Annotated in this window: 19 protein-coding genes and 2 tRNA genes; 10 read left to right on the top strand and 11 right to left on the bottom strand. The window is 49.3% G+C overall.

Annotated elements, in window-relative coordinates; all coding sequences use genetic code 11:
* Positions 1-55 precede the first annotated feature (55 nt).
* Positions 56-131: transfer RNA gene (locus ACMYUL_RS11965), tRNA-Thr, on the bottom strand.
* 36 nt (positions 132-167) lie between these two features.
* A tRNA-Thr gene (locus ACMYUL_RS11960) sits at positions 168-243 on the bottom strand.
* 243 nt (positions 244-486) lie between these two features.
* On the opposite strand from ACMYUL_RS11960, the gene ACMYUL_RS11955 reads away from it, so the two are divergent.
* The 4 genes from ACMYUL_RS11955 to ACMYUL_RS11940 all read left to right on the top strand — a co-directional run bounded on the left by ACMYUL_RS11955 (position 487) and on the right by ACMYUL_RS11940 (position 5,735).
* The gene (locus ACMYUL_RS11955; protein WP_070514339.1) at positions 487-1,278 is read left to right on the top strand and encodes a polyamine aminopropyltransferase; all 792 of its coding nucleotides are present in this window, start codon (positions 487-489) and stop codon (positions 1,276-1,278) included.
* A gap of 104 nt (positions 1,279-1,382) precedes the next feature.
* Positions 1,383-2,027, top strand: coding sequence for an alpha/beta hydrolase (locus ACMYUL_RS11950; protein ID WP_070514338.1), 645 nt, complete (start codon positions 1,383-1,385; stop codon positions 2,025-2,027).
* A 182-nt stretch (positions 2,028-2,209) separates the two neighbouring features.
* A complete protein-coding gene (locus ACMYUL_RS11945; protein ID WP_070514348.1) occupies positions 2,210-3,967 on the top strand; it encodes a murein hydrolase activator EnvC family protein in 1,758 nt (585 codons plus the stop codon).
* 265 nt (positions 3,968-4,232) lie between these two features.
* Positions 4,233-5,735, top strand: coding sequence for a S41 family peptidase (locus ACMYUL_RS11940; protein WP_415770758.1), 1,503 nt, complete (start codon positions 4,233-4,235; stop codon positions 5,733-5,735).
* Between the two features lie 67 nt (positions 5,736-5,802).
* Here the strand turns inward: ACMYUL_RS11940 and ACMYUL_RS11935 are convergent, their stop codons facing one another.
* Genes ACMYUL_RS11935 through ACMYUL_RS11920 form a run of 4 tightly spaced genes read right to left on the bottom strand, consistent with a single transcriptional unit; the run spans position 5,803 to position 10,147 of the window.
* Positions 5,803-7,692, bottom strand: a complete 1,890-nt coding sequence (locus ACMYUL_RS11935; protein WP_415770756.1) for a Z1 domain-containing protein — start codon at positions 7,690-7,692, stop codon at positions 5,803-5,805.
* On the bottom strand, positions 7,693-8,730 hold the full coding sequence (locus ACMYUL_RS11930) for a restriction endonuclease PLD domain-containing protein (RefSeq protein ID WP_415770754.1): 1,038 nt from the start codon (positions 8,728-8,730) through the stop codon (positions 7,693-7,695).
* A complete protein-coding gene (locus tag ACMYUL_RS11925) occupies positions 8,727-9,851 on the bottom strand; it encodes a DNA cytosine methyltransferase (RefSeq protein ID WP_415770752.1) in 1,125 nt (374 codons plus the stop codon). The genes ACMYUL_RS11930 and ACMYUL_RS11925 overlap by 4 nt, the downstream gene beginning before the upstream one ends.
* A 59-nt stretch (positions 9,852-9,910) precedes the next feature.
* The gene (locus ACMYUL_RS11920) at positions 9,911-10,147 is read right to left on the bottom strand and encodes a hypothetical protein (RefSeq protein ID WP_415770750.1); all 237 of its coding nucleotides are present in this window, start codon (positions 10,145-10,147) and stop codon (positions 9,911-9,913) included.
* 78 nt (positions 10,148-10,225) lie between these two features.
* Between ACMYUL_RS11920 and radA the strand changes: the two genes are divergently transcribed.
* The 3 genes from radA (at position 10,226) to ACMYUL_RS11905 (ending at position 13,956) form a co-directional block, all read left to right on the top strand.
* A complete protein-coding gene (radA, locus tag ACMYUL_RS11915) occupies positions 10,226-11,605 on the top strand; it encodes a DNA repair protein RadA (RefSeq protein ID WP_415770748.1) in 1,380 nt (459 codons plus the stop codon).
* Between the two features lie 125 nt (positions 11,606-11,730).
* A complete protein-coding gene (locus tag ACMYUL_RS11910) occupies positions 11,731-12,717 on the top strand; it encodes a malate dehydrogenase (RefSeq protein ID WP_154885518.1) in 987 nt (328 codons plus the stop codon).
* 66 nt (positions 12,718-12,783) lie between these two features.
* On the top strand, positions 12,784-13,956 hold the full coding sequence (locus tag ACMYUL_RS11905; protein ID WP_415770746.1) for an NYN domain-containing protein: 1,173 nt from the start codon (positions 12,784-12,786) through the stop codon (positions 13,954-13,956).
* 278 nt (positions 13,957-14,234) lie between these two features.
* On the opposite strand, the gene ACMYUL_RS11900 is transcribed toward ACMYUL_RS11905, so the two are convergent.
* Complete coding sequence (locus ACMYUL_RS11900; protein WP_415770744.1) at positions 14,235-16,997, bottom strand: TonB-dependent receptor domain-containing protein; 2,763 nt, start codon at positions 16,995-16,997, stop codon at positions 14,235-14,237.
* 464 nt (positions 16,998-17,461) lie between these two features.
* On the opposite strand from ACMYUL_RS11900, the gene ACMYUL_RS11895 reads away from it, so the two are divergent.
* From ACMYUL_RS11895 to ACMYUL_RS11885, 3 genes are all read left to right on the top strand, one after another.
* On the top strand, positions 17,462-18,763 hold the full coding sequence (locus tag ACMYUL_RS11895; RefSeq protein ID WP_415770742.1) for a hemolysin family protein: 1,302 nt from the start codon (positions 17,462-17,464) through the stop codon (positions 18,761-18,763).
* Between the two features lie 206 nt (positions 18,764-18,969).
* Positions 18,970-19,776 (top strand): RNA ligase family protein, encoded by an 807-nt coding sequence (locus tag ACMYUL_RS11890; protein WP_415770740.1) that lies wholly within the window; start codon positions 18,970-18,972, stop codon positions 19,774-19,776.
* A gap of 32 nt (positions 19,777-19,808) precedes the next feature.
* A complete protein-coding gene (locus ACMYUL_RS11885; protein ID WP_415770738.1) occupies positions 19,809-20,942 on the top strand; it encodes an AAA family ATPase in 1,134 nt (377 codons plus the stop codon).
* 352 nt (positions 20,943-21,294) lie between these two features.
* Here the strand turns inward: ACMYUL_RS11885 and ACMYUL_RS11880 are convergent, their stop codons facing one another.
* From ACMYUL_RS11880 to ACMYUL_RS11865, 4 genes are all read right to left on the bottom strand, one after another.
* Positions 21,295-22,761, bottom strand: coding sequence for a DUF3360 family protein (locus ACMYUL_RS11880; RefSeq protein WP_342031402.1), 1,467 nt, complete (start codon positions 22,759-22,761; stop codon positions 21,295-21,297).
* 251 nt (positions 22,762-23,012) lie between these two features.
* Positions 23,013-24,350 carry a branched-chain amino acid transport system II carrier protein gene (gene brnQ / locus ACMYUL_RS11875; RefSeq protein ID WP_415770736.1) on the bottom strand — a complete coding sequence of 446 codons (1,338 nt, stop codon included), beginning with the start codon at positions 24,348-24,350 and terminating at the stop codon, positions 23,013-23,015.
* A gap of 175 nt (positions 24,351-24,525) precedes the next feature.
* Positions 24,526-25,413, bottom strand: coding sequence for a segregation and condensation protein A (locus ACMYUL_RS11870; RefSeq protein ID WP_415770734.1), 888 nt, complete (start codon positions 25,411-25,413; stop codon positions 24,526-24,528).
* 105 nt (positions 25,414-25,518) lie between these two features.
* Positions 25,519-25,977 carry a hypothetical protein gene (locus tag ACMYUL_RS11865; RefSeq protein WP_415770732.1) on the bottom strand — a complete coding sequence of 153 codons (459 nt, stop codon included), beginning with the start codon at positions 25,975-25,977 and terminating at the stop codon, positions 25,519-25,521.
* Positions 25,978-25,992: the final 15 nt, after the last annotated feature.

Here is a 25,992-nt window from a genome sequence, read left to right as displayed (position 1 = left end):
ACCCGAACGGCAGACGCAAAACAGCCCGACTGCTTTCACAATCGGGCTGTTTGATTGGTGCCGGCACCAAGAGTCGAACTCGGGACCCCCTGATTACAAGTCAGGTGCTCTACCAACTGAGCTATACCGGCTTACTGAAATACCTTGCGGCACCTTCAGCTATAAACTGGTGCCGGCACCAAGAGTCGAACTCGGGACCCCCTGATTACAAGTCAGGTGCTCTACCAACTGAGCTATACCGGCAAAGAAGCCGAATTATGCCGTTAACTGCCCCGCTTGGCAAGAGCTTGTTGCCAACAAAGTAAATTTTTATAAAAAATATCTGATTTAAAAAGAAATTTATTTCAGGCGTAATGATTACCCCATATATAAACCAAGCCGCTTAGGCATATCCGCACAAGGTCGTCTGAAAAACACAAGCACAAAAAGCATTTCAGACGACACTCTGATAAAATATACCCCTTTCCCCTCCATCCGTCCTACACCATGCCACGACACCCCTACCGCCGCCTGCGCCGCGCCAAGTCTGACCTGCCCGAAGTCGGCATTTCCGAAGAAGGCAACATCCGCTCGTTGCATCTGGGCAGCGACACCATCCAAAGCTCGATGAACCTCGACCATCCCGCCGAACTGGTTTTGTCGTACAGCCGCGCAATGATGGGCTGGCTTCTGTTTGCCGAAGAAACGCCGAAACACATCACCCAAATCGGCTTGGGCGGCGGCTCGTTCGCGCGCTGGATAGACAGCCACCTGCCCGACACCAAGCAAACCGCCGTGGACATCAACCCGCAGGTCATCGCCGTCGCCCGCAGCCTGTTCGAGCTGCCTTTTGAAGGGGAAAACTTCGAAATCGTCGAGGCGGACGGCGCGGAATACATCAAAGTGTTCCGCCACAATACCGACGTGATTTTGGTGGACGGCTTCGACGGCGAACAAATCATCGACGCACTGGTGGAAGAACCCTTCTTCCAAGACTGCCGCAACGCCCTCTCGCCCGACGGCGTATTCGTCACCAACTGGTGGAGCGGCGACAAACGCTACCAACGCTTCGTCGAACGCCTGCTCAACGTCTTCGAAGGCCGCGTGTTGGAAATGCCCGCTGAAAGCCACGGCAATATGGCGGTCATGGCGTTTCAAAGCAGCCCGAAAGAGCAAAACCTCGACAAACTGAAAAAACGCGCGGAAAAATTAAGCGAACAATACGGCTTGGATTTCAAACGGATGTTGACCGATTTGAAAGCAAGCAACCCGAACAACGGCAAACATTTTTATCTGTGAGACGGATAGGTCGTCTGAAAACCCAAATACAGATTGGACGATGACAACACCTGATAAAGCAATCAATCCCCCTCACAGCACACACAAAAAATAAAGGAAAACCCATGTTGAAACCTGACATCATCCAAATATCCGGTCCTGTCGGACTGCTTGAAACCATTTTCCTACCTGCCGCGCAAACGCCCGCACGCGGCGTGGCAGTCATCAACCATCCCAACCCGCTGCAAGGTGGCACGAACACCAACAAAGTCATCCAAACTGCCGCCAAAGCCTTATCGCAAATCGGTTTTCACTGCTACCTACCCAACCTGCGCGGCGTAGGCAACAGCGAAGGCACACACGATTACGGACGCGGCGAAACGCAAGACTGCATCGCCGTCATCGACTATGCCCGCGCGCAACATCCCGAAACCGAACTGTTCGCATTGGCAGGTTTCTCTTTCGGCGGCTATGTCGCCACTTTTGCCGCCCAAGAGCGCGAACCGGATTTGCTGTTGCTCATCGGCGCGGCAGTACACCACTACACCGACCGCCCCGAACCTTCAGCCGTCCCGGACGTTACCAAAACCCTGATGATTCATGGCGCGGAAGATGAAGTTGTTGAAATCAGCAAGGCTTGGACATGGGCGGAGCCGCAAGGTTTGCCCGTCATCACCATCGCCGGCTCATCCCACTTCTTCCACGGCAAACTCATCGTCCTGCGCGATACCATCGCCCGATTTGTGCCGTCGGTTTTACAACAAAAATAAACGGGGTATTCCATTAACAATATATGACCAAACATTGCTGCACAGCTTGTCAATATTGCAACAAACATGACAAACGATACAGCATGACCGCCGTTTTAATTGGTTTAACAATATTTTCAGACGACCCCGCTGACTATATAATTCCGCCTATTGCCTTTATTTTAACGATCCAGAACCCAATCATGCGTTACAAACCTCTTTTACTCGCCCTGCTCATCGGTTTCGCCTCGCCTTCTTTTGCTGCCAAAGACGCGCCCAAAGAGAAGGCTGCGCCTGTCAAAAAAAACGTCAAAGCCAAAAAGGACGCTGTCGAACCTGCTAAGAAAGAAGCAGCCAAAGACAAAGCAAAGCCTGCTGCCAAAAACGCTAGGGACAAGGCAGACGACAAGCCGGTAGCCCAAAGCAAAAAGGAAACTGCCGAAGCGGCGAAAAACGAGCGTGCCAAAGAACGCAAAAATGGCAACGAAGCCAAAAAACAAGATAAAGCTGATAAAACCAAAAAAGGCGAAGTCAAAGCGGAAGAGAAAACAGGCAAAGCCGTTCCCGCAAAAACCGAACCTGTAAAAGGCAAGGACAAAGTGGCAGACAAACCCGCAGCCAAAAACAATGTAAAGGCAAAAAAAGAAGCTGCCGAGTTGCCTAAAAAAGACGAAGCAGCGGCAAAACAGGACAGAAAAACCGTCGAGAAAAAAACGGACAAAGCCGATAAGAAAACCGCTGTCGCCGATTCAGACGACTTCAAAGCCGCAGTGACTGCTGCCGCCAATGATTTGGAAAGCAAAAAATCGCTGCGCAGCCGCAACGAAGGTTTCATCATCCACGTCAACACCACGTTGAAACAGTTGCAGCAAAGCCGTATCAACCTGTCCGCCATCAACCGCCAGCAGCGCGACGCATGGGACAAGTTTCAAAAGCTCAATGCTGATTTGAACCACCTGAAAACTCAGGTTTCCAACACGCGCGCGCAAATTTCCCGTTTTGTTTCAGGCAACTATAAAAACAGCCAACCCAACGCCGTTGCCCTATTCCTGAAAAATGCCGAGCCGGGTCAGAAAACCCGCTTCCTGCGTTACACCCGCTATATCAACACCGCTAACGATCAAGTCATCAAAGACCTTGAGAAGCAGCAAAAAGAGCTGGCAGCGCAAGAGCAGAAAATCAACAACGAACTGGCATACTTGAAAAAACTTCAGGTCAACATCCAGTCTTCGCTGCGCCGCCAAGGTGTAACCAACACTGCCGAACAAGCGGAAAGCCGCCGCCAAAATGCGCAAATGGCAAAAGATGCGCAGAAAAAAATCAACCACAAAGAAAACGAACAACGCCTGAACAACTTGTTGAAAGACTTGGACAAACACAAAGCCGAGCAACGCCGCCAGGAAGCCGAAGCGCGTAAAAAAGCCGCCGAAGCCCGTCTTGCCGCCGCTGAAAAAGCGCGCAAAGACCGCGCTGCCGCCGCGCAAAAAGCCGCCGACGAACGCGCCGCCATGTCCAACCTGACCGCCGAAGACATGAACATCCGCGCGCCTTCCTACGTCAGAATCAGCAATGCCAACAGCTTCAGCCGTATGCAGGGTCGTCTGAAAAAACCGGTCAGCGGCACGCTTGCCGGACTCTTCGGACAAGACCGCGGCGACGGTGAAGTGTGGAAAGGCGTGTTCTACCAAACGACTCCGTCAACCGTCAGCAGCATCGCCGGCGGTACGGTTACCTACGCCGATGAATTGGAAGGTTTCGGCAAAGTCATCGTCATCGATCACGGCGACGGCTATATCAGCATTTATTCAGGCTTGAGCGAAATCGAAGTCGCCAAAGGCTATGCCGTAGCCGCAGGCAACCGCCTAGGCATCAGCGGAACCCTGCCTTCGGGCATGGAAGGTCTGTATTTGGAAGTCCGCTACAACGGGCAGGCAATGAACCCGCTCTCCTGGATAAGCTGACCTGCAAACCAGTTTTATATTTTCAGACGACCTCTTTCCGCACCACAGGGTCGTCTGAAATTTAACAACTGCTCCCAACGACCCTATATTCAAAAGCTTTTACACCCGCGCAGATATTTTTTACGCTAACCCTGTTGTTTATCAAGCGTAAATCGCATACAGTTTTGCGGACGTAAATTCAGGTCGTCTGAAGCAATGTTTCCCTATCCCGTTTCACAGTCATTACGGTCTGAAATGAAATAAGACAAAAAGAAAGCTATTTATAATGTCAACATCCACTTTGAAAAAAGTCGCACTCTACACACTCGGCGCATTCAGCGGTGTCGCCCTCAGCTTGAGCGTTCAAAGCTTTGCCGCCGAAAAAGACAAAAAAGACAACGAAACCCTGCCCGTACAATCCATACGCAACATGGCGGAAGTTTACGGACAGATCAAAGCCAATTATTATCAAGACAAATCCGACGCCGACCTCTTTGAAGGCGCGATGAAAGGCATGGTATCCGACCTCGACCCGCATTCCGAGTATATGGATAAAAAAGGCTATGCCGACATGAAAGAATCCACCAGCGGCGAATTCGGCGGCTTGGGTATGGAAATCGGTCAGGAAGACGGCTTCATCAAAGTCATCGCCCCGATTGAAGATACGCCCGCCGAGCGTGCAGGCGTGAAAAGCGGCGACTTCATCGCCAAAATCGACAACGTCTCCACACGCGGCCTGACCACCAGCGAAGCCGTGAAAAAAATGCGCGGCAAACCGGGTACCAAAATCACCCTGACCCTTTCGCGCAAAAACGTGGACAAACCTATCGTCGTCAACCTGACCCGTGCTATCATTAAAGTCAAAAGCGTCCGCCACCACCTGCTTGAGCCGAACTACGGCTACATCCGCGTGTCCCAATTCCAAGAGCGCACCGTAGCGGGCATCAACGAAGCCGCCAAAGCCCTGATTAAGGCAAACAAAGGCGCACCGCTCAAAGGCGTCATCCTTGACCTGCGCGACGACCCGGGCGGCCTGCTTGACGGCGCGGTCGGCGTCTCTGCCGCCTTCCTGCCCGCAGACGCAAAAGTCGTCAGCACCAAAGGACGCGACGGCAAAGAGGGCATGGTATTGAAAGCCCGTCCTGAAGACTACATCCGCACGAGCGGCAGAGACCCGCTGGCAGATCTGCCCGCCGAGTTGAAAACCATTCCGATGACCGTGTTGATTAACTCAGGTTCCGCTTCCGCCTCCGAAATCGTCGCAGGCGCGCTGCAAGACCACAAACGCGCCGTCGTCGTCGGTACGCAAAGTTTCGGCAAAGGCTCGGTTCAAACCCTGATTCCGCTGTCCAACGGCAGCGCAGTCAAACTGACCACCGCGCTGTACTACACGCCGAACGACCGCTCGATTCAAGCGCAAGGCATCGTTCCCGACGTCGAAGTCAAAGACAAAGACCGCGCTTTTGAAAGCCGCGAAGCCGACCTCGCCGGACACATCGGCAACCCGCTCGGCGGCGAAGACGTCAACAGCAGCAACGAAATCAGCACGCCTGATTCAAACGAAGCTGCCAAAGCCGACGAAAACGCCAAGTCCAAAAAAGGCAAGGACAAAGATAAAGACGAAGACATCTCCAGCCGTCGCATTCCTAATCCTGCCAAAGACGACCAACTCCGCAAAGCCTTGGATTTAGTGAAAAATCCAGCCGAATGGCAGAAGTCTTTAGGTTTGGCGGCGAAAAAACCGGCTCCGAAAAAAGACAAGAAAGACGGTAAAGACGAAAGCAAATAAGCTCAGTCCGAATCCTTGAAAAAAGGTCGTCTGAAAACGATATCAGTTTTCAGACGACCTTTGTATTTTACTTCACACCCCAATACACTAATCCCTTATGTGGTAACTTTATATTTGGTAACCAAAAATCTTTACCCTGCCAACCTTTATCTTTACTTCCCACGACTTGATAAAGTGTAAGAAATAAATCATCGGGATATTTTTCTCCTAATTTACGGTCGTCTTCCGAAAGCATTGTGCCTGTCGCTCGAGAAAGATTACGCTCTGTTTTAACCAAAACATAGATTTTGAAAGCTGGATGTTGCGTTTTTAATGCTTCTATGCCGGCAATAAATTTTTCCTTGTCCCAATCATCAGATACATAATTACCAAGTTTATCTAAAATCAAGAATAGCTCTTCTATGTCTATTTTATACAAATCAGATTGCACCTTATTTGTCAAAACAGAGGGAAGAAGGTTATTGATAGTCAACAAGTTGTTTTCATTCGGATGAAGTGGGAAGTAATTTACTCCTCCGACCATTTGATTGATGCTGTCAGATTTTAATACATTTCTTCGTGTCGGGTTGATGCTTTTCGGGTAAATAACCTGAATATTGCCATCTGAATTTTTTGCCTGCTCAATAATCAGATTGTTTGCTTGATTGAGTTGAACAAAGAAATGATAGACATCAGCCGGAATATAAAGCCGTAATAATGATTTATCACGGTCATATCCAAAAATACGCGAATGTTGCCAGAAAGTATCTGCATTCGGTTTTTTGGCAGTGCGACTATAATAAACCGTTTGTAGTTTCGGAATAGTTAAGCCTCGTCCAATCACATTCCCACCAATAATAATGTTAAAGCCTCTTTCTAAATCAAAATCTGATTCTGTCTGCGAGTTAACGACGAGAGTATAAATTTGCTTATTTTCTAAAAGTTCTGTTATTTTTTCATAAATTTCCTCAAAATGATGAATGTCAGGTTTAGTCTTTTGTAAATCCAAATAGCCTTCTTTAAAGCTGTCTGCAAAATTCTCCCCGCTGTTAATCGCTTGTACCAAATCATTCAAAAGGGCTTGGATTTTTTGAGAAAAGGCTTGATGATCTTGGATTTTATAACTTGGATGTAAAGCAAAATTACAATTGGTTTTACCGCATAAAGCAAACTCTGCACAAGTAAGCAGAAAACTGTGCAATGCCTGTTTTACCCCTTCGGCAATTTCACCACTCGCATCTTTCATATCGTCCAATTCACTGTCAATAAAGCGAACGATATAGCTTGGAGGATCAGAGAAGACAAAGTTACCACCGATGTATTTTTCACCAGCTTCAAAGAAATGGATAAATTCAGGTTGCCAATCAGATTCTTCATGTTGCAATAAAAGCGATTGAGGTGTGGCGGTCAATTGAATAAATAGGTTTTGACAACAGGAATTCTTAATGTCATTTAGCAGTTTATTAATAGTACTAGCATCTTTATCCGGCTTATCAGCATTAGTATTTAGGCTGGCCGCATCGGCTTCATCGTCCACAATAACCAAAGGGTAGCCTTTCAGGCTACTTTGACTGGCAAACAAATTACGCCAACGTTTCAATACACGGTCATTCTTTTTAATCACGACCAAGATGGGATTATTTGCCTTCATTACCTGCATAAAACTTCGGTCATCATTTTCAGACAACACAATAAAATTTTTCAGATTAGCTTCGGCGCGCTTGACTGTTTGTTCCTGTAAATCTACGCTATCAGTAGTAAGATACAAAAAAACTTTGTGGTCGCCATCATCAGCCAGCGCACTTAATACACCCAAAACCTGTGCCGTTTTGCCACTTTGAACATTGCCTAGGAATAAAACGTTTTGAGCAATTTTCGGCTCGGTTTGTGATAATTTCTCCATAAAACCATTAACAGTATTTTCAACAGAATCAGCTAATTCGGGCGGGGTCAATTGATTCAAGTAGGTTCGCAACATTTAGTTTTTCCCCTTAAATGAGAGCAGCCAAACATCAGAATTGTCGGTTGAACGGAACTCAAAATGATCGTTACCATATTGGCGTAAGGTTTCATGCGTAATCTTCTCGTTATTTTTCAGACAACCACGATTTTCCAAGCGACCTTTAATCCATTTGCCAAGTGTTTTCAAATCATTTTCTGAACGGAAATTTTTGGAATAATCTCCCGATGTCTTACATTGAAATTGCCAACCATCATCAGTAATAACTGTAAAAGACTTCAGAATCGGATACCCTTCTTGTGAAGTGATGTCTTTGGATACAATCAACTCTACTTCATACCAGGGTCGTGGTTTGACAAACCCCCGTTTATCTCGTCGCCCTTCTCCAAAAAATACATTCAAATTACTTTTTTCTTCGGTTTTAGCCGGAATTGAGAAATGATATTCTGACGTTTGGGCAAATAGTTGCCGAATCTTTTCTGGTCCAACTTTTTGGACACCCAAACAATTTTCTAAATGACTGTTATGTTCAATAAATGTACTCGGCCTCTCAACTTCTTGGATATTTTTGCCTAGCTTATAAATGGTATTTTGAATATCTGCCTGCAACATCTGTGCAACCTTACCGTCCAAATGTAACATGGTTTCATAAGTACGTTCCGTACTATCCCAAAAACACGTTAAGTTAGCAGAACCAATTAATCCATTGATTTGTTGACAATTTTTAAAGGAATACATTTTTCCGTGAAATTTCACAAAGGGAGAAACATAGACAGCTCCTCTTTTCTCATGTTGCAAAAAATCATTTAATTTGCATAAACTGTCATATTGTAAATGGCTAAAACCTTCCAAATAATGCATTCCAACCAATAAATCTATTTTTTGAATGTGATCATTTAGCTCCAAGATTTTATGTAACTCAACCACTGCGTCATTAGATACATAACCAGTCGCCATCAACACTTCATCCGCTGATTTAAATAAATCCATCCAAACCGCATTAAGTGATTTTTCAGTGATTTTGGCATTGGCGATATTGGAAAAAACTGTATTCATTGTTTTCCCCCTCGAATTTTGCTTAGTCGGTCATGGAATAAAATTTCTTTTTCTGCGATCAATTTCTCATGCAAATCTATTTTTTCGTAGTTGTCTGAAAAAATCGGCAAAATGTTTTTTGCCAGTTCAACCACTCCTTGAGGCGGGACAGCATTACCAATTTGACGACGTACTTCGGTTGTTGAACCGACAAATTCAAAATCATCAGGAAAGCTTTGCAACCTTGCGCGTTCACGGTTAGTAAAGGCACGCGGTTCAGGAAAATGGTAGCCCCAAGTTCCACCGCCACCTGCTGCAATAATTGTTTTTGATGGCTCGCTCCGATGCATACGACGATAAACGTGGCTAATCATACCTTTCACATATAAAGGATGATCTTTAGGAATATCGGTAAAATTTCCACCTTCAGGAATTAATTCCAACATACGGCGTGTTTTATCACTAATTTTTAGTAACTCATTATTACTAACATTTTGTGGGATATTAGATATCGCTTGACCAGCAGTTACATATGGTTTTAAACCATTTTCGCCAGTTTCATTATGCGTCGGTTCTGGATGGCGAAAATCAAATCCTGTATCTAAACGTACTCCTACAATCAGCACACGTTCACGAAATTGAGGTACGCCAAATTCTGCAAAGTTATATAGCTTCGCCTGAACGTAATAACCGCAATTTTCAAAATCGGTAATAATTTGCTGGATGGCTTTTTTCTTGTTGGCAGTCAACAAACCTTTTACGTTCTCAGCAACAAAGACTTTTGGTTTTTTTGCATTTACAAAACGTAAAAAGCTTTTATAAAGATTGCCACGCTCACCCTCTAGGCCCGGCTGTTTCCAAATCATGGAAAAATCTTGGCAAGGGAATCCGCCTAAAATGATGTCGCAATCAGGAATAGTTGGATCGTTAGGATCTATTTGTTCAATATCGCCTTCTACGATGACATCGCCAATATTTTTACGGAAACTTTCGCAAGCCCAATGGGAAAAATCGTTCGCCCAAACAGTTTCATAACCAGCTTGGTGAAAACCCAAATCTAAACCTCCACATCCTGAAAATAGAGATAGAATTCTGGGTTTCTTGTCAGATGAATTAAACTTTGAGATTTTTTTAGATGACATAGGATTTCACTCCTATGTATAGATTTGATAAAAACCCTTGAAGGGATTTTAATAGAGAACTAGGCAAGGCAAGGCAAGGCAAGGCAAGGCAAGGCAAGGCAAGGCAAGGCAAGGCAAGGCAAGGCAAGGCAAGGCAAGGCAAGGCAAGGCAAGGCAAGCTTACCATCGTTATTTTTAAATAAAATCATTTTTCTAAAACTTCCATGTAAATTTTTCCTATTATGCCGCAAAAAAACAGCAAATGTCGCTGCATTAAACCAGTTATGAATACTTGAAATTATAAATAAAGTATTCATAATCCCAAGGTCGTCTGAAAACGCTATCAGTTTTCAGACGACCTTTTCACACTTCAAAAATCCCATAGGGAAAACATCATGGCAAAAGCCCCCAAAACCATCTACCAATGCACCGAATGCGGCGGCACTTCCCCGAAATGGCAGGGCAAATGCCCGCATTGCGGCGAGTGGAACACGCTTCAGGAAAGCCTTGCCGCGCCCGAGCCTAAAAACGCCCGCTTCCAATCTTGGGCTGCGGATACCTCGACCGTCCAATCCCTCTCAGCCGTGACCGCCACCGAAGTGCCGCGCAATCCGACCGCCATGGGCGAACTCGACCGCGTATTGGGCGGCGGTTTGGTAGACGGCGCGGTCATCCTGCTCGGCGGCGACCCCGGCATCGGCAAATCCACATTGCTGTTGCAAACCATCGCCAAAATGGCGCAAAGCCGCAAAGTGCTGTACGTTTCCGGTGAGGAATCCGCCCAACAGGTTGCCCTGCGTGCACAGCGTTTGGAACTGCCCACCGAAGGCGTGAACCTGCTTGCCGAAATCCGCATGGAAGCGATTCAAGCAGCGTTGAAACAGCATCAGCCCGAAGTCGTCGTTATCGACTCCATCCAAACCATGTATTCCGATCAAATCACTTCCGCCCCAGGTTCCGTGTCGCAGGTACGCGAATGTGCCGCCCAACTGACCCGTATGGCGAAACAAATGGGCATCGCCATGATACTGGTCGGACACGTTACCAAAGACGGCGCGATTGCCGGCCCGCGCGTGCTGGAACACATGGTCGATACCGTGCTGTATTTCGAGGGTGACCAACATTCCAACTACCGCATGATACGCGCCATCAAAAACCGCTTCGGCGCAGCAAACGAATTGGGCGTATTCGCCATGACTGAAAACGGTTTGAAAGGCGTGTCCAACCCGTCCGCCATCTTCCTTGCCAGCTACCGCGACGACACGCCCGGTTCGTGCGTTTTGGTCACGCAGGAAGGCAGCCGCCCGCTTCTGGTCGAAATTCAGGCATTGGTCGATGACGCTCACGGCTTCACCCCCAAACGCCTCACCGTCGGTCTCGAACAAAACCGCCTCGCCATGCTGCTCGCCGTCCTCAACCGCCACGGCGGCATCGCCTGCTTCGACCAAGACGTGTTCCTCAACGCCGTCGGCGGCGTCAAAATCGGCGAACCCGCCGCCGACCTCGCCGTCATCCTCGCCATGCTCTCCAGTTTCCGCAACCGCCCGCTGCCCGAAAAAATGGTTGCCTTCGGCGAAATCGGCCTCAGCGGCGAAGTCCGCCCCGTCGCACGCGGACAAGAGCGGCTCAAAGAAGCGGAAAAACTCGGCTTCAAACGCGCCATCGTCCCCAAAGCCAATATGCCGCGCAACGAAAAAGAGTTCCCAAATCTAAAAATCTTCGGCGTTTCCAGCCTTCAGGAAGCCATCGAAATCTGCCGCGATGCAGAAAATTGACAGACAGCAACATGAAAGGTCGTCTGAAAACCTATGCCAAGTTTCAGACGACCTTTTTATTCTCAACTACTCAATGCTGTTATAATTCGTAAATCAAGTAAAACAACGACTTCAAAAGGAAAAATATGACGCTTAAGCCCCCCGTCCGAATCGCCGTTACCGGCGCCGCAGGCCAAATTGCCTATGCGACCCTGTTCCGTATCGCCGGCGGCATTATGCTCGGACGCGACCAACCCGTTATTCTGCAACTGCTCGACCTGCCTCAGGCGCAGCAGGCATTGCGCGGCGTGATTATGGAAATGCAGGATTGCGCTTTCCCGCTCCTTGACGACATTTTCGCGACAGACGACCCCGAAGTCGCCTTTAAAGATGCCGACATCGCTTTGTTGATCGGTGCGCGTCCGCGTACCAAAGGCATGGAACGCGCCGACCTGCTGCACGCCAACGCCGAAATTTTCAAAGTACAAGGCGCGGCGTTGAACAAAGTTGCAAACCGCAACGTTAAAGTCCTCGTCGTCGGCAACCCCGCCAACACCAACGCCTACATCGCCATGAAATCCGCGCCCGACATCCCGCCGGAAAACTTCACCGCCCTGATGCGTCTCGACCACCACCGCGCCGTCAGCCAAGTCGCCGAGAAAATCAACCGCCCGATTCCTTCCATCGAGCAAATGTGCGTCTGGGGCAACCACAGCCCGACCATGTACGCCGACTACCGCTACGCCACCAGCAACGGCGAGTCCGTCCAAGACATGATTACCGAACCCGATTGGAACACCGAAGTCTTCATGCCGAAAATCGCCGGACGCGGTGCCGCCATCATCGCCGCGCGCGGTTCGTCGTCCGCCGCCTCCGCTGCGAACGCCGCCATCTACCACCTGCGCGACTGGCTGCTCGGCAGCAGCGGCAAATGGATCACGATGGGCGTCCCCTCCGACGGCTCTTACGGCATTCCCGAAGGCTTGGTTTTTGGCTTCCCCGTCATTTGCGACGAAGGCAGCTACCGCATCGTCCAAGGCTTGGATTTGTCGGACGAATTCAGCCGCAAGCGCATCGCCGCGACACTGGCGGAGCTGGAAGAAGAACGCGCCGCCATACAAGATATGCTCTAAAAATCGAGGTCGTCTGAAAACCGGTTTTCAGACGACCTCGACTGACATGAACACCACGGAGTCCCCATGACCACATTGGCCAACAAAAAACTCGCCGTCCTCATCGACGCCGACAACGCCCCCGCCGACATCATCGACCGCCTGCTCGAAGAAGTTGCCAAATACGGCATCGCCAGCGTCAAACGCATCTACGGCGACTGGAGCCACGGCCTTTCCAAATGGAAAGCCGCCCTCCTGCCCCACGCCATCATCCCCGTCCAACAATTCGCCTACACCAAAGGCAAAAACGCCACTGATATGGCTTTGGTCATCGACGCGATGGACTTACTGTACAGCGGCAATTTCGACGGCTTCTGCATCGTATCCAGCGATTCCGACTTCACCCGCCTGGCAAGCCGCCTGCGCGAAAGCGGGCTGACCGTGTACGGTTTTGGCGAGAAGAAAACGCCCGAAGCCTTCCGCAAAGCCTGCGACAAATTCATCTACACCGAAATCTTCCGTCCCGAAAAACAACGCCAAGAAAAAGAGAAAAACAACGGCAAAAACAACCCCGCCGCCGCCCCTGACGCGCTGTCCCTGCTCAAACGCGCCGTACGCGAAAACGCCGACGACCTCGGCTGGGCAAACCTCGGCCCCATCGGCAGCTATATCAGCAAAATCAATCCCGATTTCGACTCAAGGCTGTACGGCTACGGCAAACTTTCCGACCTCATCAAATCCTTCGACATCTTCGAACACCGCACCGACAACAACCAACTCCAAGTCCGCCGCCGCAAATCCGCCGACAAACCGGCAGAGAGGTCGTCTGAAAACCCGGTGGCAACCCATCAGGCAGAAGAAACCGTTTCAGACAACCCCAACACCGCGCAAAAACGCAAAACGCGCGGCAAAAAAACCAACCAAACCAAGAGCGAAAACACCGCGCCAAGCCCAACGGCAGACAGCGTGCAACCAACACCAGCCAAACCCGAACCCGTCGCCAAAAGCAGCAAACTGCCCGTAACCCGCGTTATCCCCGCCGTACAGCAGGCAGTCGACACCCACGCCGACGAACAAGGCTGGGCGCGTTTGAGCGACGTCTCCAAGCAGCTGACCGCAGAAGGCACCGACCCGCAACAATACGGCTTTGAAACCATACGCCACCTTATCCACGCCATCTTCGCCGACTGGCTGGAAATCAAAAAAGCCGGCCGCGGCGAACGCCTGCGCATCAACAAACGCTTTACCGCCAAAGGTTAAACCATAGGAGACCTTTGCAATAACATGAGTTATTAAAATTTTATGCCCAATACCATTTTCAAAATGAAGAACCTACCTGATTTCTTCCACTTTTTTTCAATATCAGTTTAGTCAATTGAAAATTTTTTTGGCGCATTTTTATGCGTCAAATTTCGGTAACGGACCATTTTTGCAAAGGTCGCAGATTGAGAACTTTGAGAATATATTAAAAAAGCCGGCAAACATTATGTTTGTCGGCTTTTTAGTCAGCACAGTATTAAGAATGCTGACGGTTAGGTTTAGAACTTATAACTGATGGTAAAGAGCAAAGTCCTGCCACGCGCATAGTTATTCAGAACGGAGCGTGTCGTGCCGCCATATTTGCCATTGCATAAACCGTTGGCATCACATTCGACTTCTTCGTCATCTAAACCGCCTTTTCTTTCAAATACGCTGAAATAGCGCTGAGTTGCGGCATCGTTTGCGGCATCCAAAGGATCGATATAGCGCTTATTGAACGCATTTTGAATGTCGAAACGAAGGATAAGGTTTTTCTTCGGTTCGTAATTGGCATAGAAATCAAAAATCAGCGGTTGTCTGTTGATGCCTTCTGTTTTTTTGATAGCCCTTCTGCCCATTTGGTGTGAAGAGTAGGTGTTGGCACCGGTTGTACCGTCAACAAATTCTTCCTCAGTCGTCGCCCGTGTACTTTTGCCGTAATAGCGCATAATGCCGCCGATGGTCAATTTGTTGCCCAACCAGCGGGAACCCAATTCAAACCGCCCGTAATCTCGGGGCAAGCGGGAAATTTTGCTTAAGCCGTAACCTTGTTTGATTTGGTCTTCTTTAGAAGAATTACGGGGCGATTCGCTGGCATCGCTATAATTGGTCGGCTGGTTGGTTTTTTGATATGCGTAAGACAGGGTTGAAAAAAAGCGGCCGAAATCATAGTTCATTTCCACTTCCAAACCATTTTTATGGACAGGTTTGGCATAGTTTCGATGCTGGATAGAGTATTGCAAGCCGGTACTGGTTACCCAGCTGGGTGCTTTATCCAAATCCCACCATTTGCCATAAACATTGTGAATATAGTTGTTTATCCTGCTGCGATAGGCGACCAGTTTGAAACCCAATACATCATCCGGCTTGAAAATCCCTTTTTTGAAGGTATTGAAGCCTATTTGGTAAGTATTGGCCTGTTCCGGCTTAAGGGCGGTATTGACGCCCGAGTCGCCGATTTGTGAAAAATACATTTCTTGAATATTTGGCATTCTATGCGTACGCGAATAGCTGATAAACGGCATAAAGTAGTCGTTGACATTGATGTTTAATGCCACCGAATGGTTTACCGCATGCTTTTTACCGGATTTGGTATAAACCGGTTCGTAAAGGTCGCAGCTTGGCGTGCAATGCTGTTTATAAATTTCAGAATCTTCTCCAAATGCTTTTTTAAAGTCTTCTTGGGTATTGAAGTAGTCGGTATATTCGCCTTTGTAGCGGTAGTTGACTATATTGGTGCTGTAATTCAGTTGATAAATGCCTTTTTTCAAGGAAGTATCAAAATAGAACGTATTGAATTTTTGCTGGCCTGAAGGTTGTAATATGGTTGATTTTTGAGGAAATATTCCTTTGTCGCCTTTGAAGCGGCCTAAAAAGCTGTACAGGCCGGCATCTTGATCGGGACCGTCGTAAAACAGGCTCAGCTCTTCCGGAAAGCGGTTTTTACTGTATTGGTTTTTAAAGAAATTGAAACCGACGGTGGCTTTTAAATCTGTTTTGTTGGGAAGGTTGAAAGAGAAGCGGTTGTTGATATCCAAAAGGTTGGCTGTGTTTTTGGTTTCCAAATAATCGAGCAGCCCCCATCCTGAAAAACGTGAGTTTTTCGGATATTTTTGTTTTCCCAGATTATGGGCGGCCAATACGTTTAAATCGACATAATCGCCAATGTTTAAATTGTAATTGGCTTGGTAGCTGCGATTTTCTACTTTACGGCTGCCGATACGGTTGTTCATGGTACGAAGCTGAAGATCCAGCTTGTTGTTGTCGTTTTCGTATTCCACTTTGACCAAATGACTGTTTGAGCGTTGTTGCAGGCTGGTAGGGTCGATAGGTGTCAGATCCCATTGCGGTGCCAAATTCTCTTTCCAGCTTCTTTCCAAATCATCGACATAATCTCTTTGCAAAACCTCAGGATCGTTATATTTTTTGGAGAAAGGGTAGTCCCAATAGCTTTTACCGACTGCGTTGCGTTTGGAAAAGTCGCGAACCCAACGATTTTGCCCTTGGTCGAATTTCAATAAGTTGCTTTCAAAATATTCTTGTTTTTTACGGTCCAAATATTCTTCGCCAAAATTGCCGATACGCTGACCGCCGCCGCCTACTTTATAGTTTTGCTCGACATTACGGTGGCTGTAGCCATATAACGCGCCAAGGCGTGCACCGCTTTCAAACCATTTTTGTACTGCTCCGGTTGCCATAAAATTGCTTTTGGTGCTGTTTGTGCCGGTCAATCCTTTGGTTAAAAGCCCAAAGGTATGGTTTCCGTGTACCACATCGTCTACCCGTAAAGTACGGAAATTGGCTGTACCGGATAAGGTATTGATGCCGTTGGCGCCCGAGAAACTGCCTTTGGTTACATCCACACCGGCAATAAAATTAGGATCCAGTGCTGTCCCGAATTGCGAAGAGCTGCCGCTGCGTCCAGCATCGGCAGAAGTGGAATAGAAGGTTTGGGTTACGCCGTCAACCATCGTATTGACGCGACCCAAACCGCTATCGCCACGGATATTGACCGCCAATACCCCCGATCCCTTGTCTTGTTGGGTGAAAACACCGGGCATACTCCGCACGATGGCGTCGATGTTTTCGCTGGATTGATAAACGCGTTCACGCGAACTTTTGGCTTGGCCTTCGGTAAAAACTTTTTTCTCTTTGGCAATGTATTTGCCTTTGACTTGAATTTCATCAAGCTCTTGAGTTGAAACCTCGTCTTCTGCGTGTGCGATACTTGTTATAGCCAGTAAAGATAATGTCAGTAGGTTTAATTTGAAATTCGGATTCATAATAGTTACCTCAGAAACGAAGTCCGTTACTTTATAACATATTATTAAACTTTACAAATATTTTAATAATGAATTTTATTTATTGAAAAATAAAATTTAGGAGATAACTCAAACGCATATGATGAATATGGCTGAAAAGATAAAGCGGGGCTGAATTTGAATTTTATTAGCAGGGAAGAGGGAAGATTTAATTGGATTTAAACAGACGAAAGAAGAAAATTTGATTGCAATATGTGAATTGGGCCGTCGGTTTAAAATGAAACCGGTAAAAAACGTGAAATGCAAAATATAAAGTCAATATAGAAAGTTTTGAATTCAGTTGAAGCAAAGGCCGATCTTTGCAAAACTCTTCATAGGTTTGAAGGCGAAAGACAATCTGCCGCCCAATCTAAAAAGGTCGTCTGAATTTTTCAGACGACCTTTAATGCTAAAATGTCTTCTGTTTGCCACACACACCATTTTTCATGAATATTCTCGAAGCCTTATTATTATTGTGCCTGCTGATTGTCATCAGCGCATTCGTTTCCTGTTCCGAACTCGCGCTTGCCTCGGCGCGCAAAATCAAATTGCAAGTGATGGCGAAAGACGGCGGCGACACGCGCGCGCTGGACGTACTTAATATGCAGCAGCAACCGGGCAGCTTCATCACCGTCGTCCAAATCGGTTTGAACGCCGTCGCCATTCTCGCCGGTATCGTCGGCGAAGCGGCGGTGCGCCCTTATTTCGGCGGTTTGTTGGCAAATGCGGGCAGTTGGGGCAGTACCGCCGCGTCTCTGCTGACGTTCGCGCTGGTAACGGGCAGCTTCATCTTGATTGCCGACCTGATGCCCAAGCGCATGGCGATGACCCATCCCGAAGCGGTGGCGTTGCGCATCGTACGTCCAATGATGTTCCTGATTTTTATCCTGAAACCCGTCGTCTGGATTTTCGACGGAATGGCGAACGCGATATTCAAACTCTTCAAAATTTCCACCGTCCGCCAAGAGCAGCTGACTTCGGAAGACATTTACGCCGTCGTCGATGCGGGCGCGCAGGCGGGTGTGTTGAAAGAGCAGGAACACTACCTGATTGAAAATATCTTCGACATGCAGGCGCGCACGGTAACTTCCACCATGAGCACGCGCGAATACATCGCCTATTTCGATAAAAACGACGACAGCGATACCGTGTTGGCAATCATGTCGGAAAAACCGCACAACAAATTCTTGGTGTGCGACGGCGATTTGGAGCGCGTCATCGGCTACATCGAATCGCACACGCTATTGACCTTGTTTTTAAAAGAAAAAGACGTGCGCCTGACCGACAAGCGCGTGTTGCGCAAAGCCTTGTTCATCCCCGACACGCTGTCGCTTTACGATGTATTGGAAACCTTCAAAACTTCCGGCGAAGACTTTGCCGTGGTGGTGAACGAATACGCGTTGGTGGTCGGCGTGGTGACGCTGAAAGACGTGATGAGCATCGTCATGGGCGAGCTGGTCAATACCGAAGAAGAGCCGCAAATCATCCGCCGCACCGAAGACACTTGGCTGGTGGACGGCGCGACCCCGCTCGCCGACGTCATGCGCGCGCTGGACATTGAGGAATTTCCCCATTCGGAAAACTACGAAACCATCGCCGGCTTTATGATGTATTCCCTGCGCAAAATCCCGAAACGCACCGATTTTTTGGTTTACGCGGGCTATAAATTTGAAATCATCGACACCGAAAATCTGAAAATCGACCAGCTTTTGGTGTCTAAACAAAGCGATACAGTAGAAAAAATATAGTGGATTAACTTTAAACCAGTACGGCGTTGCCTCGCGTTAGCTCAAAGAGAACGATTCTCTAAGGTGCTGAAGCACCAAGTGAATCGGTTCCGTACTATCTGTACTGTCTGCGGCTTCGTCGCCTTGTCCTGATTTTTGTTAATCCACTATATAATCAGCCGCAGCAACCATCAGAAAACTCAAAAAATAAATTTCAAGGACAAATCATGATAGCCAATACCGAACCACAGAAATACGCCCGCAGCCTGCACGCACCCATCAGCTTGGGCACGACTTCAGACGACCGCTTTATGCCTCGCGGCTACCTCACGCATTTCGCCTCCCTGCCGCAATTGGTATTGACCGAAAAGCTGGACGGGCAAAACAACTGCTTCGCCGCCCACGGTCTTTATGCCCGCAGCCATTCCGCCCCCACCCAACATCCGTGGGACAAACCGCTGCTGCAACGCTGGCAGCACATCAAAGACGACTTGGGCGACCTCGAACTTTTCGGCGAAAACATGTACGGCATCCACTCCATCGCCTATTCGCAGTTGGAAAGCTATTTTTACCTGTTTGCCGTCCGTCGCGGCGGACATTGGCTGTCGTGGGAAGAAGTCAAATTCTATGCCCAGCTGTTTGACTTCCCCACCGTCCCCGAACTTCCCATCGTGCAGCCGCTTGCCGACTTCACCCAAAAATACGCCGACGAAAACACCGCTTTGGCGCAATGGCTGCTCGCCAATTTAGGTGCAACATGGACAGACAGCGTGCAAACCGCAGGCAAACTCGGCGGCTACGACCCGAAAACAGGCGAAGCATGCAGCGAAGGCTTCGTCATCCGCAATGCCGCTGATTTTGCCACCAACAACGGCAACCTGCCCGTACAGTCCAACGAGTTTGACAACCTCTTTAAACTTGTTCGCGCCAAACACGTTAAAACCGATGTGCATTGGACAAAAACTTGGAAGCCCGCCCGTCTTATCGATTATGATAAATACCATTGGCAAAGCTGGCAGTTTCAGACGACCTGAAGTCAAACCATCCAATAATAAGAAAGACCACCATGTGGACATTCCCCCACTACACACCCGGCAAACTTCCCGACTGGCAAGCCTTGGAACGCCGTTTCAGCTGGTTTGCCGACATGAAAAACGTGCCGCAGGATCCTGAATGGCACGCAGAAGGCGATGTATTCGTCCATACTAAAATGGTATGCGAAGCCCTGCTGCAACTGCCCGAATTCCAAGCGCTCAGCGAGCAGGAGCAACATATCTTGTTTGCCGCCGCTATGCTGCATGATGTAGAAAAACACAGCACCACTAAACGTGAGATCCAAGACGGCAAAGAGCGGATTGTGTCGCCGAACCATGCCAAAAAAGGTGAATATACTGCCCGCGCCCTGCTTTACACCGAACTTGCCGCGCCGTTTGCCGTGCGTGAAGCAATAGCCAAACTCGTGCGCCTGCACGGGCTGCCGCTGTGGGCAATCGACAAACCGAATCCGGAACGCGCTGCCATTGCCGCTTCTTTGCAGGTCAATACCGCACACCTTGCCATGCTTGCCAAAGCCGACATTCTGGGCCGCACCTGCAACGATCAACAGGATATCCTGCTGCGCATCGACTTGTTCCGCGAGTTGTGCGAAGAAAACGGCTGCTGGGGCAAAGCACGCAATTTTGCCAGCGATTACGGCCGCTATCTCTACCTTAACGGCCGCAGCGAAATGCCCGATTACCAACCGTTTGACGACCGAACCTTTGACATATACGCCATGTGCGCCATAGCGGGCAGCGGCAAAGACAGCTATATCCGGCGGCACCTCGCCCATCTGCCCATGCTGTCGCTGGACGACATCCGCCGCGAGCGTAAACTCGACCCCGCCGACCCGAAACACACCGCCGAAGCCGTGCGCTTGGGTAAAGAGCAGGCAAAAGAATACCTGCGCGCCCGCACGTCATTTGTCTTCAACGCCACCAACCTCAACCGCGACTTGCGCAGCAAGTGGCTGCCTATGTTCGCCGACTACGGCGCGCGGGTACACCTGATTTATTTGGAAGTGCCTTACATGCAATTGCTGTCGCAAAACCGTAACCGCGAATATTCCGTGCCGAACGATGTGATACACCGCATGATCAATAAGCTGGAAATTCCCGATTACAGCGAAGCGCATACGGTGGATTTTGTGGTTTCTGATTAAGCAGCCCTCATCCGAAGTACGGCTACCAACCATACAGCAAACGATTCTCGCGTCAATCGATTACCGTCTGCGACTTCATGGGCTTATCTAGGATTGAATATAAAAGGTCGTCTGAAAATCAGTTTTTCAGACGACCTTTTATGTTAAAACTTCAAACCAATGTCGATTATCCGACTTATCCGAGATTTGAGGTTTTCAGACGACCTTTATAGTGGATTAAAATAAAAATGAGACAAGGCGGCAACGCCCGCCGTGTACGGGTAGTACATAAGGGCGTTGGCAACGCTGTATCATTGCAATTTTAATCCACTATAGTTCTAAAAAGGTCGTCTGAAACGCTCGTGCTGCTTTGTTAATGCAGATTTCTAAACTGCTCGAGGAAGGCGGGAATGCCGGGCAGCATGCCGACTGCGCCCATTGCTGCGCAGAGGATGACAAAGCCGACGGTAGGTACGACGACGCGACCCATAAACCCGAGTTCCGCGCTGCGTTCTTTACATCCGATTAAGCCCAAGTTATCCAAAAGCATGGTCAGCGACCAGCCGAAAACGGGATTGACCAGTGCAGAGGAGAAGACAACGATGGCGGCGGATTGGGTGGTTTTTCCCTTGCGCGTCATTTCCATGCCTGCTTCCAAAAGTGGGACATAGACGCCGACAATCAGCGCAACGCTCAATACGGGCTGCCAAATCGCCAAATCCATAGGATAGCCCCAGACGGATGCAATGATACAGAACAAGGCAGTCAGTATCGCGCCTGCGGGAATCGGACGTTTGGCAATGGAGGCGGGAACGATGTAAGTTCCCCATGAAGAGGTAAAGTTCGCGCCGCCCAGTACCGAGCCTGCGACTTGGCGGACGGAACAGGTGAACATGGTGTCGTCGATGTTCATCAAGGCTTTTTCGGATCGCTCGGGATAGCTGATTTTTTGGAACACTTGATGCCCTAAGAAATCAGGCGACCACATGGCGACGGCGAGTACGGCAAAGGGGAACACGACCAAAAAGCTGTCCATCGTCGGCAGACCCATCATCCAGCCGGTATTTTCACCCCACCAGTAAGCAGGACTCATAGGCGGCAGGCCTGGAGCGGTTTGGAAGGAAAACGGTGCACCCAAAAGATACGCGGTAAAACCTGCCAGCACGCAGCCCAACGGGACGGCAAGCCAACGTTTGCGCCAATGTTCCAGCAGCGCATAGAGCAGGATGGTGCCGATGATCACGATGAAGGCAATGTAGCTTTTGTCAAAACTGCCTGCCCATTCAAAAAGTTTCTTGACCTGACTGGTCGTACCAACGAAGCCCAGATACAGCAGCAGCCCGCCGCATACGCCGTTGCTCGTCAGTTTCGCCATCAGGCTGCCGCCTTTGGTAATGCCCAACAAGAAACCGAACACACCAATCAACAAGCCGAAAGCCAGCGGATGCCCGCCTGCGGCAACGACGACGGGAATCAGCGGAATCAACGGCCCGTGCGTACCGGGTAAGTTGGAAGTGGGGAGAAAAAGGCCGGAGAGCAGAATGATAAAGATTGAAGCAATCAGCAGCTCGTAACGGACGTTTTGCGGCAGAAAGGTGTCGGGCAGACCCAACGGCACGGCAAACGCCGCCGCTACTGCGCTGACCATCACCACCTTGCCAATGGTTCCCGCCACCGCAGGAATCAGGTCTTCAGGTTCGAAGCGGTAATCTCGAAACGGCAGATTGAGCCGCCAGCGTTTAGGCTGCATGATTTGCAGCTCATGTTCCAAATACGCTTCACGGCTTTCAAAGTCCGACGGCGGCTTGTGCATGCCGGAATATGATGTGTCGTGGTTCATAATTTCTCCTTTGGTTGACTTGTTTTTGGTTCTGTCGGCAATCGCCGTCCGACTTTTTATATCCGCTCCGAAAGCGGCTATACACGGCAAAGCCGGTAGTCGAGATCGGGCTTATTGTCAACAATTTAGTGTTTGGATACTAACACACAAATTATCCGGCTTAGGTAAAAATTTTCGTTTTGGTATGAATAAGTTGGAAAAACAACAAAAGAGGTCGTCTGAAATCTTTCAGACGACCTTCGTTTTGTGATTTAAGCCTTATGTTTTTTCTTGAGCGCGGCGTTCAGGATGCACCCTAAAACGAAGCCGACGGTTGCGGGCAGCAGCCAACCCAGTCCGACGTTGTAAAGCGGCAGTGCGCCGTTGATGTCGGCGGCGACTTCTTCGCTGAAACCGAACGCGGCTTTATAGGCATCGAGCAAGCCGACTGCCAGCGTTGCCATCATAGTGCAGAAATAGACGATGCGGCTGCCGCCGAACAGTTTGTGCAGGAAGACCAGCAGGATGATGACGATGGTCAGCGGGTACAGCAGCATCAGCATCGGAATGGAGAAGGTCAGGATGGAGGACAGGCCTTTGTTCGCCAACGCCATAGACACGACCGTATTGATGATGACGAACATTTTGTAAGAAATGCCGGGACACAGGCGGTTGAAATATTCGGAACATGATGTAATCAGTCCGACGGCGGTACTTAAGCAGGCGAGCAGGACGATGACGCCCAAGAGGGTGTTGCCGGGTACGCCGAAGTAGAAATTCGCGGTTTTCGACAACACTTCCGTGCCGTTTTCCTGAAGTCCCAAGCCTGCCACGCTGGTCGCGCCCATATAGCCGATAAAGAGGTACACCAAAGCCAGACAAGATGCGGCGACGATGCCTGAAACGGCAGTCGTCCGCAGCAGCTCGGAGCGGTTGTCCACGCCCATCGCACGCACGGCGTCAATGACGATAATGGAGAACACCAGCGAAGCGAGTGCGTCCATTGTGCTGTAGCCTTCCAAAATGCCTTTTATGAACGGACGAAGGGTAAAATCGCCTTGTGCCGCTGCGGGAACGCCCATCGGATTCAACGCGGCGTAGCCGACCAAAACGGCAATCGTCAAAAGCAATACGGGCGTCAGAATTTTACCGATGCGGTCCACCAGTTTGCCCGGCGACATCGACAGCCAATACGCCACGCCGAAAAACGCCACGCTGAACGCCGCCAACCCGACTGTTTTTTGGCTTTCATTCAAAAACGGCGCAACGGCAATCTCAAACGACACCGTCGCCGTACGCGGCATGGCAAACAAAGGCCCGATGGACAAATACAGTGCGACGGCAAACGCCACGCCGTACCAAGGGGCAACCCTGGATGCCAGCGCCTGCACATCGCGCGAACCGGAATAGCCGATGGCAATCACGCCCAACAGCGGCAGACCCGCTCCGGTCAACAGGAAACCTGTCATCGCAGAGAACCAGCTTTCCCCCGCCTGTTGTCCGAGATAAGCAGGGAAAATCAGATTGCCCGCACCGAAAAACAAAGCGAACAACATCAAACCGACCGCCCACAGCGAGGCTTTACGGTTGAGCGGGGAAACTCTGTTCATAAATTCGTACCTGTTTGTTTATATTGGATTAACTTTAAACCAGTACGGCGTTGCCTTGCCTTGCCATACTATCTGTACTGTCTGCGGCTTCGTCGCCTTGTCCTGATTTAAATTTAATCCACTATATAAAGGGCAGTTGATGGAAATGAGTATGGGTTTGCCAAGCGTGAAATCATCATGCTGTTTCGTCTTCAACATCGGCGGAGGGGTCGTCTGAAACACCCTCTTCTGCTTCCGAGTGTTCTAAATTTTCCTGTTTCAGGCTGATTTCGATTTCGCCGTAGCTGTCCGGCTGGACGATGCGGACCAAGCCTTCTTTGGCAAGCTCCAAGAGCGCGATGAAATTGACGACCACATACGCCGCGCCCTGCTCCGGTTTGAACAAATCGCTGAATTTGCATATCCCGCTCTCGTTCAGACGACGTAAAACCGCCGTCATCTGCGCGCGCACGGAAATTGTTTCCTGAATCACTTCATGGCTGCGCGTATGTTTCGCCCGCGACAAAATGCCCAACCACGCCTGCGTCAAATCGGCGACATACACCTCCGGCAGCTTCGCCTCGACCGCGATTTCCAACGGCAGATACGCCCAAGCAAAATCCCTTCCCGCGCGCGGCAACGCATCCAAACCCTGCGCCGCCAGCTTCATCTGTTCGTAAGCCAAAAGGCGGCGCACCAGCTCGGCACGCGGATCCGCCTCTTCATCCTCGACCTCTTCGGGACGCGGCAAGAGCAGGCGCGATTTGATTTCAATCAGCATCGCCGCCATCAAAAGATATTCCGCCGCCAAATCAAAATGATACGCTTCCATTTGGGCGATATAGTGCAGATATTGCTCGGTAATCTTCACCATCGGAATATCGAGAACGTCGATATTCTGTTTGCGGATCAGGTAAAGCAGCAAATCCAAAGGCCCTTGGAAGCTGCTTAGGACAACCTTCAAAGCATCGGGCGGAATAAACAAATCCTGCGGCAAATCGGTAACGGGCTGACCGAATACCCACGCGACTGTGTGTTCAGACGACGTTGCCGCAGCGGGAGAGATAAGGTGTTCTGAAGGCATGATTAGAGGAGCTTTTTCTTATTAGGTTCGATGGGTGGTTAATCAATAACGGGGTCGTCTGAAAACACAGCGGGGTTCGCCAAAACGAGTGCGGCAAAACAAAAATCAGCCTTTTTTGCGTTGGCTTTTCAAAGAAGCGATGGCAATGGCAAGCGTTTGAGCCAACGCCATGCCCAGCAGCGGCAAAACGGCGAAAAACGAACCGATCAGCACAGTAACGGCATCGCGGGAAAACACAAAGCCATCGCGCGCAAGCATTGCGATTATCCAAGCCAACAATAGCAGCCACTCGCAGCCGACCAAAAACCAAATCATCCCGACCGAGCAGCGTTTGCGCCACTTCATGATGGCAGCGTGCAAAAAGCTGAATATCGGAACGGACAGGAAAGGATAAAGGAAATTGGTAAACGGCCGCGGAGAGCCGTCCTGAAAACACAAATAATCGCCCGACTGCATGTCGCATCCCATTGCGCCAAACATCGGATCGACGGCATACATCAACACGCCGAACCACACCGCATAAATCAGGCTGGCGATAAAATAGGCTTTAAAAAATCGGTTCATAGGCAAAAAAGGTCG

The organism is Neisseria sp. CP9 (assembly GCF_047758525.1).
In the GTDB taxonomy this organism is placed as follows: Bacteria; Pseudomonadota; Gammaproteobacteria; order Burkholderiales; family Neisseriaceae; genus Neisseria.
This window is presented reverse-complemented; position numbering and strand designations above follow the sequence as displayed.